This window comes from Chitinophaga rupis, from assembly GCF_900109685.1.
GTDB classification, from domain to species: Bacteria; Bacteroidota; Bacteroidia; order Chitinophagales; family Chitinophagaceae; genus Chitinophaga; species Chitinophaga rupis.
The window spans coordinates 160,264-175,667 of record NZ_FOBB01000009.1; the positions used below are offsets into that span (position 1 = coordinate 160,264).

At 42.4% G+C, this 15,404-nt stretch carries 17 protein-coding genes; 15 read left to right on the top strand and 2 right to left on the bottom strand.

The window, feature by feature from the left end:
* The first annotated feature begins 50 nt into the window (after nt 1-50).
* From BMZ54_RS26575 to BMZ54_RS26645, 13 genes are all read left to right on the top strand, one after another.
* Nucleotides 51-266, top strand: a complete 216-nt coding sequence (locus BMZ54_RS26575) for a hypothetical protein (protein ID WP_089919224.1) — start codon at nt 51-53, stop codon at nt 264-266.
* A gap of 21 nt (nt 267-287) precedes the next feature.
* Nucleotides 288-761 (top strand): hypothetical protein, encoded by a 474-nt coding sequence (locus BMZ54_RS26580; RefSeq protein ID WP_089919226.1) that lies wholly within the window; start codon nt 288-290, stop codon nt 759-761.
* 8 nt (nt 762-769) lie between these two features.
* A complete protein-coding gene (locus BMZ54_RS26585; protein ID WP_089919228.1) occupies nt 770-1,123 on the top strand; it encodes a hypothetical protein in 354 nt (117 codons plus the stop codon).
* Nucleotides 1,124-1,141: 18 nt separating this feature from the next.
* Nucleotides 1,142-1,399 carry a hypothetical protein gene (locus BMZ54_RS26590; protein WP_089919231.1) on the top strand — a complete coding sequence of 86 codons (258 nt, stop codon included), beginning with the start codon at nt 1,142-1,144 and terminating at the stop codon, nt 1,397-1,399.
* Nucleotides 1,400-1,401: 2 nt separating this feature from the next.
* Entirely contained in the window at nt 1,402-1,854 is a 453-nt protein-coding gene (locus tag BMZ54_RS26595; RefSeq protein WP_089919232.1) for a macro domain-containing protein, read from the top strand.
* Between the two features lie 324 nt (nt 1,855-2,178).
* The gene (locus tag BMZ54_RS26605; RefSeq protein WP_089919235.1) at nt 2,179-3,180 is read left to right on the top strand and encodes a polymorphic toxin-type HINT domain-containing protein; all 1,002 of its coding nucleotides are present in this window, start codon (nt 2,179-2,181) and stop codon (nt 3,178-3,180) included.
* 12 nt (nt 3,181-3,192) lie between these two features.
* Nucleotides 3,193-3,921, top strand: a complete 729-nt coding sequence (locus BMZ54_RS26610) for a hypothetical protein (RefSeq protein WP_089919237.1) — start codon at nt 3,193-3,195, stop codon at nt 3,919-3,921.
* 309 nt (nt 3,922-4,230) lie between these two features.
* Nucleotides 4,231-5,595, top strand: a complete 1,365-nt coding sequence (locus tag BMZ54_RS26615) for a PKD domain-containing protein (RefSeq protein ID WP_143081146.1) — start codon at nt 4,231-4,233, stop codon at nt 5,593-5,595.
* A gap of 582 nt (nt 5,596-6,177) precedes the next feature.
* A complete protein-coding gene (locus tag BMZ54_RS26625) occupies nt 6,178-6,453 on the top strand; it encodes a hypothetical protein (protein ID WP_089919243.1) in 276 nt (91 codons plus the stop codon).
* A 225-nt stretch (nt 6,454-6,678) separates the two neighbouring features.
* A complete protein-coding gene (locus BMZ54_RS26630) occupies nt 6,679-6,981 on the top strand; it encodes a hypothetical protein (RefSeq protein WP_089919245.1) in 303 nt (100 codons plus the stop codon).
* A 77-nt stretch (nt 6,982-7,058) separates the two neighbouring features.
* Nucleotides 7,059-7,448, top strand: a complete 390-nt coding sequence (locus BMZ54_RS26635) for a hypothetical protein (RefSeq protein WP_089919247.1) — start codon at nt 7,059-7,061, stop codon at nt 7,446-7,448.
* A gap of 96 nt (nt 7,449-7,544) precedes the next feature.
* Nucleotides 7,545-8,366 (top strand): helix-turn-helix domain-containing protein, encoded by an 822-nt coding sequence (locus tag BMZ54_RS26640; protein ID WP_089919248.1) that lies wholly within the window; start codon nt 7,545-7,547, stop codon nt 8,364-8,366.
* Nucleotides 8,367-8,431: 65 nt separating this feature from the next.
* Nucleotides 8,432-9,169: a bleomycin resistance protein gene (locus BMZ54_RS26645; RefSeq protein ID WP_089919250.1), complete on the top strand. Its 738-nt coding sequence runs from the start codon at nt 8,432-8,434 to the stop codon at nt 9,167-9,169.
* On the opposite strand, the gene BMZ54_RS26650 is transcribed toward BMZ54_RS26645, so the two are convergent.
* Entirely contained in the window at nt 9,151-9,825 is a 675-nt protein-coding gene (locus BMZ54_RS26650; RefSeq protein ID WP_143081147.1) for a carboxypeptidase-like regulatory domain-containing protein, read from the bottom strand. The two genes, BMZ54_RS26645 and BMZ54_RS26650, sit on opposite strands and share 19 nt — an antisense overlap.
* A 210-nt stretch (nt 9,826-10,035) precedes the next feature.
* Between BMZ54_RS26650 and BMZ54_RS26655 the strand changes: the two genes are divergently transcribed.
* Nucleotides 10,036-12,846: an outer membrane beta-barrel protein gene (locus BMZ54_RS26655; protein WP_089919254.1), complete on the top strand. Its 2,811-nt coding sequence runs from the start codon at nt 10,036-10,038 to the stop codon at nt 12,844-12,846.
* Between the two features lie 104 nt (nt 12,847-12,950).
* Here BMZ54_RS26655 and BMZ54_RS26660 read toward each other — a convergent pair whose 3' ends face one another.
* The gene (locus BMZ54_RS26660) at nt 12,951-13,754 is read right to left on the bottom strand and encodes a GLPGLI family protein (RefSeq protein ID WP_089919257.1); all 804 of its coding nucleotides are present in this window, start codon (nt 13,752-13,754) and stop codon (nt 12,951-12,953) included.
* A gap of 150 nt (nt 13,755-13,904) precedes the next feature.
* On the opposite strand from BMZ54_RS26660, the gene BMZ54_RS26665 reads away from it, so the two are divergent.
* Nucleotides 13,905-15,404, top strand: coding sequence for a sensor histidine kinase (locus BMZ54_RS26665; protein WP_089919259.1), 1,500 nt, complete (start codon nt 13,905-13,907; stop codon nt 15,402-15,404).

Sequence of the window (15,404 nt, forward strand, 5' to 3'; positions counted from 1 at the left end):
AGATATAGGTGCATTTTAAAGAATGGATATATGTCTGTTCAAATTGTTTTATGAAGTTGGTGAGTGGATCTTTTGCTGGAAGAACTGCCGCTACGCTTACTAATTATGATGTGCTGAACAGGCTGAAAGGCATGAATGCGCTGCATAACCTGAATACAGCAGCTAGTACATGGACTCCTTCCTTATTGGATGATGTTAAGGAAGATGTGAGCTACGACGCTGATGATAATATATTAAGCTATCTGCATCCATTGACAACAAAGTAAATAATAATTAAAATAAAGTATGTGAAGAAGATTGAGGAAATGTATCATGGAATGGATATAGATTGGTTTGCTATCGATGTTGATCAAAATATCGCATTGTTTGCTTCTGGAGGAGGTATACTACCTGCAACCATTTTAGAATTAGAAGAGGCCATTTATCATGAAGTGATAAAATTTATGAGGGCTTTACCAGAGATCGCAGATAATAATATTTGGATTAATCAAAATATTGATGTGATAAAATCGCTTCAAACAGTAGAACAACGGAATCGATATTTGGAAGACTATGTTTTTATGGCAAAAAAAGGATTGATTGTTTTTGACAAAACAGTCCTTATGGCAGAAATGGATTATAAATATCATCTTGTTGCTTTGCCAGCAATTAAGTTAGATTACCAGGATCTTCCAGAGAGTATATTAAATATAGTCAGTAGAACTCGTTCACAAAGCTCTCTTTCAGGAAAGGATTTTTTTTTCACTAACGAAATATTATAAAGAGGGCAGTGATCAATAATATAGAATGGACGGTATATGGGAAAATAAAGGGAATAAGTAAAACGAATGGTGTAGATATTACCTATACCTATGATGCGGCCGGTAACCGTATCAGTAAGGATGTAAAAGGCCAGCAAACCTGGTACGTACGGGATGCTACCGGTAACATTATGAGCGTGTACACCAGCAAGGATGCTACGGTAAATCATGGAGACCTTACCCAAACGGAAACAGAGTTATATGGCAGCAGCAGGTTGGGTATGAGCACTTTAGCAACAAATGTTGAAAACAGGCCCGCACCCGTTACCACGAAGTTAGGAGATCGTATAAAAAGCCGTGGACTGACCCTTGGCGGTAATTGATTCTAAAAATAATGTGTTATGAATAGATTGAAATATTTTAAAAAGGAAGGCGAGAGTGCTGACGGTAAATTGGGATATTTTTATCTTGAATTTGACGGAGATTATATTAGTAAACAAATTGAGGTTTATGAGGACGAAATAGTGTATTTGGATATTGATCATCCAATAATAGGTAACCATATGTTAGGGGACCAACCATTCGAGTTTTTTGATTATTCAGAGAATGAGTTCATTAGCGCAGAGGATTTTTATGAAGTTTGGAACAAAAAAAAGTGATAATGGCAGTTTCTTTCATAAAGGGGGATTTATTTAGTTACCCTGTACTATACTCCTATGCTCACGGTTGTAATTGTAAAAGCGCAATGGGTAAAGGTATTGCCCTGCAATTTAGGCGCCGTTTTCCTAAAATGTATGAAGAGTATAAAGAGCTATGCAATAGAAAAGAGTTTGGTCTTGGAGATGTGTTTATATATAGTGTTTTCCCGTATACTGTTTTTAACTTGGGTACTCAGGAGTCATGGAGAACTAGGGCAGATTTGTTAGCGATAAAAGGAAGTTTGTCTAAAATGTTAGAATATGCCGAGAATAATAATATTAAACAAATAGGATTGCCAAAAATAGGCGCTGGCTTGGGAGGGTTGATGTGGGATGAGGTTAAATCTGTTATTATAAAGTTATGTGAAGCTTCAGTAATTGATATCGTTGTTTTTGAAGAGTATTTGCCTTCATAAAATCTCACAGACATAAGGATATAGAGGAGGTGAGAAGAGCAAGCTGTCTTCGTTTCTTATAGTTCTTTGATAAAGTAATATGGTAAGAGCGGAAACAACCATCTGGGCATCTGCTGGCTATCGTCAGCGAGGCGCGAAAAAGGCGCTGTCTGCCGGAGGCAGTACTATTGACCACTACGAATCAGATGGTAGTTATACAGGTAGAATAACCGGCACCGGAGCAGTTAGTAGTGGTAGCGACGCATTGAGTGGTATAGGCATGGCTTTAATGGGAAGGAGAATGATAATGAGGTAAAGGGAGAGTGAAACCAGCAGGATTATGGGATGAGGATTTATGATCCTAGAGTGGGAAGGTTCTTGAGTGTGGATCCCATAGGCGGTGAATATCCCTGGAATAGTAGTTATGCGTATGCTGAAAATGATGTTGTTAGGAGTATAGATATCGGTTCGCATGTAGCCACGCTTGTTGGTGCTGGCGCGCTTGTTAAGGCCGAATTGAAGGGACTATCCGCTGAATTAAGTGCAGAAGCTAAACTGGCAACTGGTGAAGCTTCCTTAAACAAGAATTGCTTCGTAGCAGGTACAAAGATATTGACTAACAATGGGTTTAAAACTATCGAAAACATACAGGTAGAAGATTCAGTTTGGGCGTTTAATGATGTGACTAGAAAGAAAGAGCTTAAAATTGTTACAGCGCTTTCAAAAAAAGAGGTGAAAAAACTGATACGACTGTCTTTTGAAAACGAAGTATTATATGCTACACCAGAACACCCGTTTTGGATTAATAATACTTGGGTTTTAGCAAAGAATATACAGTATGGAGACAGTTTAACATTGTTTTCAAATCGAAAATGTGCAGTTGCTATTAAGAATGAACTTGATACTAGTGCTTTCGTTTACAATTTTACTGTTTCTGAATTTCATTCTTATTTTGTATCGTCATTAGGGGTTTTAGTACATAATACATGTTTTGAACCCGTAAAATTTACAGGAAAAGGGGCCGGTAGGTTTAATACTGAAATTACAGAAGTGGCTGCCGGGCGTGGCAATCAAATATTTAAGGCTGATGGCTCACCGCAGATTTTTGAAGGCCGTACTGCCAGCAATGGTAAAGACTGGATTGGTGCAATCGAATATAAAGTTGATCCGCCGAAAGGAGTTGAGAATATATATAGAATCTTGAAGAAGCAGATTGGGGTTAATAGTGCGGGGGAGCCAATTTATAAATATGGTTATAGCACAGATCATTACCAGGGAACGATTCATTCATACAAAGAGATTCCATCTTCAACTGCAACTGCCGGCGGTACGGGAGGAACACAATAAAAAACTTTATATATGGGTAGAATAATAGATGTTTTACTAAGAAAAGAAGAGCAGGAGGTATTAAAATGCAGCTATATGTCGCTGGATGTTTATGCTCCTCGTACGGGGCGAATGTTTGTGTTTTCTGGTATTCAATTTAGAAAAGATGATATAAATGAAGGTGATGAAATAAACGTGGAGATTAGCATTAACAACAGATATGGTTTTTGTAATTTCTTTATTCAATTTGATATCTTGGTTTTGAGTTGTGACTTTGAAATCCAAACCGAAGATAAACTAAGAGTATACGGAAACGTGTTTAATATAGGAAATTCGGAATATGATCAAAGGGTTGTAGACGTCTTTAATATGTGGCAAACTGATAAGTCGTTTGATTGGTTTAATTGTCCTGTTGGTTCTCCGTTAAAGCTGGAATACATTTCTGCTTGTATGAGTTATTCTGGCTTAAGTAAATTGATGCCGGAGAAGAATGTGTTTTATTTTGATATGGCTTTGGTAAAAGAGGAAAGAGATTTCTTTTATTTAAGTAGCTTGGACTTTGTAGGGGATAGAGGCTATTTTGGTCACGATTTACATACGTTCAAATCTTGTTTATTGGAGATTTATAATTATTGTGGGGCATTTCAAGGAAAGAAAGTTGTGTTTATAAACTCAAATAGGATATGTTCTTCCGAAATGGAAGACTTATTCGAAAATTTAAAGGAGACGTTTTTAGCATTCAGCTTTTTAGTAGAATATTGATTCTGAAAAAATGTGTTTAAAGAAATGTAACATTTAGATGCCTCTATTATTCGATAGAATAATATTGATTTTTGTTGCAAATGATCCAGTCGCTCTTTTGCGTTATTTCAATTGGCAGGAGTCAGTGGTGAATTGGAATGCCTGGTATGCGCAGCAGAGTGGATGGTGAACCTAATGAGGTTATCTGGAAAGATATGTCGCATCTTTGGCTTATTTAACTGTAAAAGAAGCCGGAACGGCTAGTATTAATTCACCGGCCGTTACCTAAAAAGAAGAATAAATTATATCCCCTATACCAAATAAACCGTCATGTGTAAAACACTAATAACATCCCTGTTCATGTTACTCACCTTTACTGCATTTTCCCAATCCACCCTGCAGGTAAAGAAAGACACCGTAATAGTGAAAAAAGCCGAATTCGCAATAGAGAACAAAACGCGCGACACACTTGGTTTCCTCTATAGCACCGGCAACGGCCGTACGCAATTCAAACGCCTGGAACTGGTGAACCTGGGCGATACTGCATTAGCTATTGTTGGCCAGGATACCATCACTTATAAAAGCGCCAACATCGGTAAAAGCCTGCAGTTTAAGGTAGGCAGCGCCGGTGCGCCGGTTGCAGGAGATACCAGCTACACAAATGCCAGCCTGCGTTTAGGAAATATAAAAGTTTGGCGTAACGGCTTATTTCAATACCGCGATGCTACGGATGGCGTAATGATAGACAGTGTAAACGGCCGCATCCGGTTTTATCCTGCATTAGCACAGGCGGACCGGATCTATATTGAATCACTATTTGGTGTAAGCCTGAACTTTCAGCCGTCCACCAGTATGCCAACTGTTACAGTACAGGATATCAACATTACATTGCCCAGTAGCGGATTGCAGCTTACCGGTACGATCACTCCCAACGGTAATACGATCAGCAGCTATCAATGGAGCCAGCTTACAGGGCCTAATACATCTACCATAACAAATGCAGCTACTCAAACCTGTACTATTACCGGGTTGATAAGTGGTACCTACACTTTCCGTTTAACGGTTACAACCGCCGGTGGTCAGCAGGTAAGCGATGATGCAACCGTGCAGGTATATCCCGCAGGCGGTCCCAAAATACTACGCGTTAATTTCTCCAATACACAGGCGCCGGCAGTGCCGGGCTGGTTTAATGTATACGGGCCGGTTACCAATAACCACATTACAGCTACGGATCCCACCACCGGCTGGACAATAGACAACGGTGGCGCCACGGGAGCTTACTGGACTGCTTTTGGCGGCTCAAATGGGAACGATGATTCCGGGCAAACTACAGGAGACGATAGCGGCATTGTACCAGACCAGGTATTAAAAAGCTTCTGGTTTAATTATAGCACAAAATATACTACAACAGACAACCTGCTTGTTGCAGGGTTGAACACAGCTAAGACTTACACATTGAAACTCGTGGGTTCCCGTAAAACAGGTGTATCAGATGCCCGGTACGGGGTATGGCGTATCAATGGCGGAGCAGAGCTGCAGCAAAATGCGCTGGGCAATACGGCTGTTCAAACAGTAGTTACTGGTGTTGCTCCGGATGCTACCGGCAAAATTGGTATAGCGGTGTATGCATCACTTAACACAACTTATGGTGACTTTTCTTATATAAATGCCTTGATTATAGAAGAAGAGCAGTAACAAATAATAATCGTAAAATATTGGGACAGATATAGGTGCATTTGAAATAAAGTGCATATATCTGTTCCAATTGGTTCTAGTTGACCATTTGTTATGCGCTATCCAGGGGTAGTGGATGCGGTTAGCATCAATACAGATCATATACATCACAGATAAAAGAAGTTTGATCATTCTTCTCCGAATAAATGTATATCTAATAGTAGCAGCTACGATTATATGAAAACTTTGTATCTTTTTTTAATGTATCTTCTTTTAATGGTTTTGTGGTGCATACTTTTTTTTCAATTCTTAACTCCCATAAAAGATTCGCATGTAATAGTACTATTGTTTTCTGGTGGTATCTATTGTAGCGTCATCTTGTGGGTTTTGGTCTTACTTTTTCAACGCATACCAGGTTTTAAAGGGGAAGGAATATTACTTATTCCTATTGTTGCATTTTTGATTGCTATTTATAGTATGGATAAGCCTACCCTTATTTTTATGTTTGGATTAGTAGTTATAAGCGAGGCTGTACTTATAACTAAATTGACTTTATCTAAGCCCTCAAAATAGGTTGTTGGGGTGGATATAAAATGTGATTATATGTTTGAGCAACATTTTTTAGCTTATATCTTATATTCTACACTTGTAGAATTTCGGGCGCAAGGTATGGAAACTGATGATAAGCCATTATACTGGAAATCTCATCTATTGCATAATGTTCCTTTTAAATTGTTTGACGGGTCTAATGCAAAAGAGGAATATGAAAGATTTATGAAAGATGTTGAAACTTTTAAACTTGATAAATGGATAGAGGCGAAAAAAACAGATTTCTATATAAGTTTTCCTGAATTTCTTCCGGACAATCCCATAGGATAGTGTTTGGCTGCACTGCAGTGATTAAAAATTAGAGAATTTCAACTTAACTGTGCAAATAACTGGTTCCTATTACCAAAGTGTGTCACATTAGGGCTAATTAACTTATAACACACTTTTGGTAGTAATATTGACCATCGTAGATAGAGAGTTTTACCGTTTCTTGAGAATGTTACAGCTTAAATGCACATGACCCAAAGTCTATGATTTGGAGGGTTAAAATAGAAAATGATAAAGCAAATTTTTACTTTAGCGACGCTGATCTTTATGCCAATCCTGGCGGCAGCTGTTTATGCCGCCTCGTTTTTGGACGAAATCCCCTTTTACTATGATAATTTTGGAATAGTACTTGCAATTTGTGGTTTACTTTATTTAATAACCTGTCCCTTTTTCAAGAAGAAAAGATTTAAGTTGTTTATGTATCTGTTATTGATAGGGGCGGGGTTGTTTTTGGCCGGTATTATCATATTTATTTGTTTCTATGGATACGCTTTCACGACTCCTGAAACCGAAGGCGGATGGTACTTTTGAGTGTGTCATAAACAGATCAGCGTTATAAAAGGAACGGATACACTAGTAAGCATAATATATCGTAATAAACAGCTCCAATGAAATTCAAAACCCATAAACATCATTTCCTACTGCCGCTTATTCAGATTGTATTTTTCATCTTTCTCTATGAGCAAATAAATTTCCTTGCGCATAAAATGCAATGGATAAATTCAAGAGGGGTAGCATGGGGTATATCCATTCGGGCATATGCCATTATATATGTACTCATTGTTTTAATAGCACAGGTGCTAACTTATTTCCTTGCCCAAAGGATCCTATTGGTTACGGTTATCAGCTCAGTGGTTTTTATCGGCTTTATAATACCTGTTTTAGATAGCTACCCTTACCGGGGCGTTGTGGTTATTTTAATTGGCGTGGCGGGCATTTTTATTAACTACCTGGCAAGCCTTATACGCACGACTGGAAACAAGAACCCGGGCAACTAACAAAAAGTGCCGCTTCTATGCATGTGTGGGTCTTCAACGGCAGGAACAAGCGCAACACCATTTATCTTACTACAGGAAATATGGCTTTTTTAGATAATGACTATCTTGCAGGGCAAACTTATGAAGTATTACCAAATAAAACCCTCTAAAACACTCTCCGCATACGTAAAATATTTCTGGATCGGCGAAGCGGCTGCATCCACAGAAAATTGTTTTACACATTTCTCCATTGCAACCAGCGCTCCCAAACTTATTTTCCACTATAAAGGCCAATTTAGTGAAATAGCTGCAAACGGACAGCTTACAAGATCCTTTACTTCAGGTATACAAGGACAATCAAAAACGCATGCCCGGTTTATTTCACCAGAGAATGTGGGCATTCTCGGTGTTGAATTTTTCCCATACGCTGTCCCTGTACTATTTTCAATGCCTGCATCGGCATTAACCAATCAGTTTATTGATATAACATCCTTTTGTGGCAGCAAAGGGAATGAGCTCGAAGAAAGAATATTCTCAGCATCCACAAACCAGGAAAGATTGCATATGGCCGCAGGTTTCCTGGAATCCCTAGTAAAAAGACCGGTAAATCCGCACATTGTTAATGCCGTTCAAAGCATTGACAAACTAAAGGGGCTGGTAGATATGGATACACTCCTTAAAAATGTTCCTTTATCACAAAGACAGTTTGAGCGGCTCTTCAAAGAAATTACAGGATTTTCACCCAAGCTGTATACAAGGATCGCGCGCTTTGAAACTGCAGTAAATGATTTCAGAAGAAAGGCTTCCTTTGCGGAAATTGCGCTGGATGCTGGCTACTTTGACCAGGCACATTTTAATCACGATTTCATGGAATTTACCGGGTTAAAACCAAATGCATATCTGAAAGTCATTGACAGGGTGCCTGTTCCCAGCTGCTGAATGTCGAAAACTTACAATTTTAGACGCTGCCGGATATCTAGCTTTGCAATACTGAAAAATTGCAAATGAACATTATCACACCCATTTTCCCCTGCAGATCCCTCGATGAATTGATTGATTTTTACCGGGTGCTCGGCTTTGAAGCAACCTATCACCAGAAAAGCCCCAACCCTTATGCTATATTGGAAAAAGGCTGGCTCAGACTTGATTTTTATGGCATCAAACAACACGTTCCCAACCAGTGCTATCATACTTGTTACATACTAACAGATGAAGCAGATGAGTTGTATGAGGCATTTACCAACGCGCTGCGTAGTCATTACGGAAAGCTGCCTACCCGCGGTCTGCCAAGGATCAGCGAGATCAGGGACAAAAAATTCGGTGTCCGTGAATTTATGTTTTCAGATGTTGCGGGAAACTGTATCAGGATCGGAAGGAAGATAGCTATACAAGAAGAGGAGACCTACAGCAAGGAAGTAGAAGCCGCCAGCAAACGGCTTTCACTGGCACTGGATTTTGCTTATAAAAGTGAAGATGAAGAAGATGAGCTGGAAAAAGTATCCGCAGTACTTGACAAAGCAATTGAAAAAGATAAGGATCATCACTGCCGCAATCTTTATAAAGTAATGATCCTGCGGGCAGATCTTGCCATTGCACAGGGAGATCCGGCTAAGGCAGTTTTACTTTTAGAGCGGGTCCGTAACAGCCCATATATACAGAGCCGATTAGATAAATTCAACACAGAGCTGCAAAGGGTTACTGATCTGGAACAGAAAATAGACGATCACCGCCTCACCCCATGATCCTCCCTATAATACCTGCTCGTTTCCAGAATATACCTATAATAATCATACTCATTCTCAAAACTCATCAGCATCTGAAAATTCGGCCGGTACTCGATCATATAGCTTTCCAGCTCCGGCGATTTTAGCCCCGTGATCTTCGCAACCAGGGTTTTGCTAAACCGGTGGGTCACATATTTCTCCTGCTCATACTCTTCCAGCCGCCGTTGAAAAACCTGCATCCGTTTGATCTTCCTTAAGCTGAGCAATGCATCCAGGTTCACACCGGCGCCGCCGTTCCCGCTGGTTATGTATTCCGGCGAAAAGTCAAATATTTTATGGTATTCATTGCGGGTTTCTATAGAATCCAGGTGATAGCTTTTTTCTTTAACCTCCACCAGGGGCAGCATTTGTACGTCCACATGTATTTTCATGTCAAATGCATGGTTCCAGGGAATTTCCCTGATGGCAAATTTCTGGGTAGATTTTCCCTGGTATGAGAAACTAATGGAATCCCCATATGGCAGCCGGATGCTGTAGTGGCCGGATGAATCCGTTACCGTTCCCGCGCCGGAGTTGCTCCTTACGCTTACACCTTCCATCCCCAAACGCCCGGTACGCTCATACACAGTACCCTGTATATGCACCTGTCCGTAGGTGGCCGTACCCAGTAGCATGAAGATTATGAATATTTGTAAACGTCTGGTAAAGTTCATTTCATCCGAAATCTAGGACAGGTTCTAAACATAATCAAGGACAACCGGAATATTAACATTTTTTTCTGAATGTCCGGAACCGTTTTATTAACCTTTCTTAACATTAATGCAAGGCTCGTTAACCGGCTTTTGCAGGTGGTAAAGCTATTTTGCCGCCTGTAAATCACTCCCATGCAAAAGATCTGCTTACTCCTGCTTACCTGCTGTTGTGTGCTCGCAGCCCATGCGCAAAAAAATGGCGTTATCAAAGGTACGGTATCGGATACCGCCAGAAAACAGCCCGTACCTTCGGCCACCATCACCCTTTTGCAAAAAAAGGATTCCTCGCTGGTCAGCTTCACCATGACGGACAACAAGGGCGCTTTTGAGCTCACAGGCCTGGCCGCGGGAGAATACCGCCTGCTGATAACCCATGTTAATTACCACAGCACCAGCCGGCCCGTTACCATCAGCGCATCCGCACCCAATAATAACCTTAACACTATTGTGCTGCATGACCTGAGCCGCACCCTCAATGAAGTGGAAGTCACTGCCGAAGCGCCCCCCGTTACCCTGGTGGGGGATACCATTCAGTATAATGCAGGCTCCTTTAAAACCCAGCCCAATGCCAGCGTAGAGGCACTGCTGAAAAAGCTGCCCGGCGTGAAGGTTGATAAGGACGGTACGGTAAAAGCCCAGGGAGAAAAAGTAAATCGTGTGCTCGTTGACGGTAAAGAGTTTTTTGGCACTGATCCCAAGATCGCCACCAAGAACCTGCCTGCCGATGCGGTAGACAAAGTACAGGTATACGACCGCCTGAGTGACGCTGCACAGCTAACCGGTTTTGATGATGGCAACAGCGAAAAAACCATTAACCTCAAATTAAAGCAGGACAAAAAGAAGGGCCTGTTCGGCAAAGCCATGGCAGGCGCCGGTACCAATGACCGGTATGAAGGCCGTTTTAATATGAACTCCTTTAAAGGTGCGCGCCAGTTTTCCGCCATCGGTATGGCCAATAATACCAATGCAGAAGGTTTTTCATTTATGGACCTCATGGATTTTACCGGTGAGCTGAACCGCATGCGGCAAAGCGGTAATGGTAACGTCAACCTTACCCTGAATGCAGGTGATCCCATGACAGCGCTCGTCGGTAATGGCAACAGCAACGGTATCAAAACCATCCGGGGCGGAGGTTTAAACTATAATAACGTAATCGGCACTAAAACCGACCTTACCAGCAGTTATTTTTACAACAGCTATAATCCTTACCAGGAAAGCAATGTACAGCGCCTGTATTTTTTGCCGGATTCTTCTTATTTCTATAACCAGCATGCTGTCAGCGATAACCTGAATAATACGCACCGGTTAAACCTGAGCGCAGATATCCGCATCGATTCTTTCCATTCCATTAAAATATCGCCTTCCTTCGGTTACCAGGAAACACGCAGCAATAGCTACAACAGCTACGAAACATTTTCGGAAGATAAACAGCTGGCCAACCAGGGTTTCAGCAATAATGCCACGGAAGGGCATGGCGCCAACTTCCGTAATGAGCTGTTATTCAGGAAAAAATTTCACCGTAAGGGCAGAACTCTTTCACTGAACCTGCAAACCAGTTTTAATAACAGTGAGAGCGATGGCAGCCTGCTATCCGTAAATCATTTTTACAACAATAGCGCATCGTACGATTCTATTAACCAGCACAATACCGTATCCGGCAGCCTGAATAGCTATAACGTACGGGCAGTGTATACAGAGCCCGTCTTCAAACGCTCCCTGCTGGAATTTAGCCTGGGCCGCAGTAATACTAACAGCACGTCCGAAAAAATAACCTATGACTACAACAAGCTAAACGGCAAATTCGATCAGCTGAACGATGACCTTACCAATAACTTTGAAAACAGCTATGGCTATACGAACGCTGGCTTACGCCTGCGCACGCAGCAAAAAAAGTTCAGCCTTGCTGCGGGGCTTAACTGGCAGCAGGCCGCATTAAAAGGCAAGATCATTGCCGGTACTACGGATTCCGTGATCAGCAAAACATTCTATAACCTGCTGCCATCCCTGCGGTTTAAGTACGACTTTACCCGCTACCGCCACCTCAATATCGATTATGCGGCCATCACCAACCAGCCCAATATGTCGCAGCTGCAGCCGGTGCCCGATATTTCCGATCCGCTCAATATCCGCGAAGGTAATCCTGATCTGAAACAGGAATTTACCCACGCTGTGCAGCTGCATTTTGTATCCGTGAATCCTTTTAAGAATAAGAACCTGTTCGGGTTTTTTAACCTGCAGGAAACACAGAATAAGATCGTGAATTATGATGTGCTGGATAGTTTGGGCATTAAGCATACCCGCCCGGTAAATGTGAACGGCGTGTATAACATGACCGGCAACATTAACCTGGGGCTGCCGCTTCGCATCTTAAAAGGTACTATTAACTGCAGCAGCAATATGGGTTACAGCAAAACAAAACAGTTCATTAATGCAGTGCAGAACAACATCAATACTTTTACCCTGGGGCCATCACTGCGCCTGGATCTGAACCCCACTGATGAAATAGATCTGTCGCTTATCGGCGGGTTCAATTATTATAAAACCAGCTATTCATTGCAGTCCGCATTGAACACCACTTATTTTTCACAGCAATATGAAGGAGAGTTCAACTGGCAGCTGCCTGCACAGTTTTATTTCAATACCAGCTTTACTTACACCATAAACAGCCGGCGTGCCAGTGGCTTTAATGCCAGTGTGCCTTTATGGAATGCCTCCTTTAGCCGGCAGTTCCTGCATTTCAACAGGGGAGAGCTGAAGCTGAGTGTGTATGATCTGCTGAACCAGAATGTAGGCATCACACGTACCAGTAACCAGAATTATATTGAAGACAGCCGTATTAAGAACCTGCAGCGTTTTTTCCAGTTAAGCTTTACGTATAGCCTTAATAAGAATGGGCTTTCAGCAGTTAAAAGAGGTGGGGGAATGAGGATGATAGGGGGATAATAAACTAAAAACGGTCCACTATCTGTAAATAGTGGACCGTTTACAAACGCTATCATCCCAAACCCCAGACAGTGGACCGTCGTCTGTGGACCGTGGTCTTTTCCCTACCCTCCAATCCTAATCATATTCCTCCCTTTTCCTGCATTCTTCTGCATCTCCGCTATCATCTTCTCTCTTTCCGCTTCAAACTCACTCGCTGTTACCTTCTTTCCCCTGGAAGGCGCTTTAACAGCCCCCAGATCCACCTGCGAAGCTACTTCTACTGCTTTATATACCACACGCCCATCATGAATATCAAGTCCCAGTATCAGCCCGGGTAATTGTCCCTGCAGCTCCGGCCCGGCCGGTACCGGAATAGCCGGCGTAAACCAGGCGATAATATTGGCAGTATCCGCTACTTCCCGGTTTTTCATTTCACCATTCTCCATAGAAGCCTCCCGCCGTTTGCCGATGCGTTGTGTAATGGCCTGCTGGCAGGGATAATTAAGTATAGTAGTGGTTTCGCCCGTAAGCTTCCAGTGCAGGTGTGGAATGCTGTTCGAAATAATATAGTTCTTCGGGCCAAACTCGCGTTGCTCCACGGATTGGCCGGTACTGAAATTATTATAGATAATGTCGTTGTCGCCGGCTACTTCCATGCGTATACGCAGGCCGCCGCCTGCGCTTTCCGCCATTTCATCCGGGGCATCTTCTTCCACCGCACGGCGTAGCGACTGATTATTGCCGAACAATACTTCCAGCTTTTCTTTATGGGTACTGGGCATGGCATGTGTGGCTTCATCGCCCATTCCCTGGAAGTCCATCTTCAGCTGTATGGTACGCTCATATACCACCCGGCCTTGTGTTTGCTGCCCATGTGCAGCCACTATCAACAGGCCCGTAGAAAACGTAAGGATCATCTTTTTCATGTAATATATTTTATGGAACTAAGCTAGGCCGTTCCTGTTGCAACGCAGGTTAACATGCCTTGCTTTAATGTTAATTTAGGTTAATGTTCGTCCGGTGGGAAAAGGGAAGTAATACATTTGGTGTATTTTGCATTTACAAACTCATAGCTGTTGCGATATAAGATCTCCATACCAGTTACCGCTGTTCTGATAGCCTTTACCATCCTGGTTATTACAGCTTTCCAGGTGTATTGGCTCAGGAAAAATTATCGTGAGGAGCGGCAGCTGTTCACTGCCCGCACCAACGTGCTGTTCCGCGAAACCATTTTCCGCCTGCAGGCTGCTAAGCTGAAAGGAGACCCCGATAACATACGCATTCATGAGCGGCAGGGTATGGTGAGCATTTCCAGTGTGCTGGATGAAAGGACCAGGGATAAAGTAGTGAGAAGGTTGCCTGGCTTACGGCGTGCCATGGTTGTAGCTATAAAAAACGGTGCTGCCGGCAGGGATGATTCAGTGAATGTGCAGTACAGGCTGGCTAGCCCCGGCCCTCCGGGTCCTGGCAACAGGGTCTTTGAATTTCTGGCGGGTGTAGATTCCCTGAGCGATTCCATTACCGCAAAGGATATTGCCAGGCAGTATAAGCGGGTGCTGGCAAGGGAACGGATCAACGTACCCTTTACCATTCTTGAAACACCGGTGGATACAACAAAAGGAGAGTTCAGCCCATTCCCCGATGAGCTGGATCGCAATTCCGTAACCGTTGGTTTTACAAAACCCGTTACCTACCAGCTGGTATTTGAAAATAATACCTGGTACCTGTTAAAACGTATCAGCCAGCCTATCGCGGTATCGTGCCTGCTGCTGGGAGTAACGGCATTATCTTTTTTGCTCTTATACCGTAACCTTAAACAACAGCAAAAGCTGGCACAGCTGAAGAACGACTTTATCAGCAACATGACGCATGAGCTGAAAACGCCCATTGCAACTGTAAGTGTAGCTATTGAAGCGCTGCGCAATTTTGATGCGCTGGACGATCCGCAAACCACCCATGAATACCTGGATATTTCCGCCAATGAAATGCAGCGCCTGGCTTTGCTGGTTGATAAAGTACTGAAGCTGTCTATGTTTGAGAACAGGGAAATTGCTTTGAATAAAGAGCAGTTTGATATCAGGGAGCTGGCACGCAGCGTAATGGTGTCCATGAAGCTGCAGTTTGAAAAACAACAGGCCACTACTACATTAAAAACTACCGGCACCAACTTTATTATTACTGCCGATAAGCTGCACATGACCAGCGTGTTATACAATCTGCTGGACAATGCCTTAAAATACAGCATCAAAGACCCGGAGATCCTGATCCACATTATTGATCATAAGCGCTACCTGGAAATACGTGTAACCGACAACGGTATAGGCATAGCCAAAGAATATAAGAACCGGATCTTTGAAAAGTTCTTCCGTGTGCCCAGCGGTAACCGGCATAATATCAAAGGATACGGCCTGGGGCTAAGCTATGTATCGCACATACTGCAGCGGCATATGGGTTTTATTGAAGTAGAAAGTGAGCTGCATAAAGGCAGCACCTTTTCAGTAAAAATGCCTTTTGCAGAAGCGCCGGTTATTTATTATGATGGGAAACGCCGTATTGTAAAGTATAAAATAGGATAA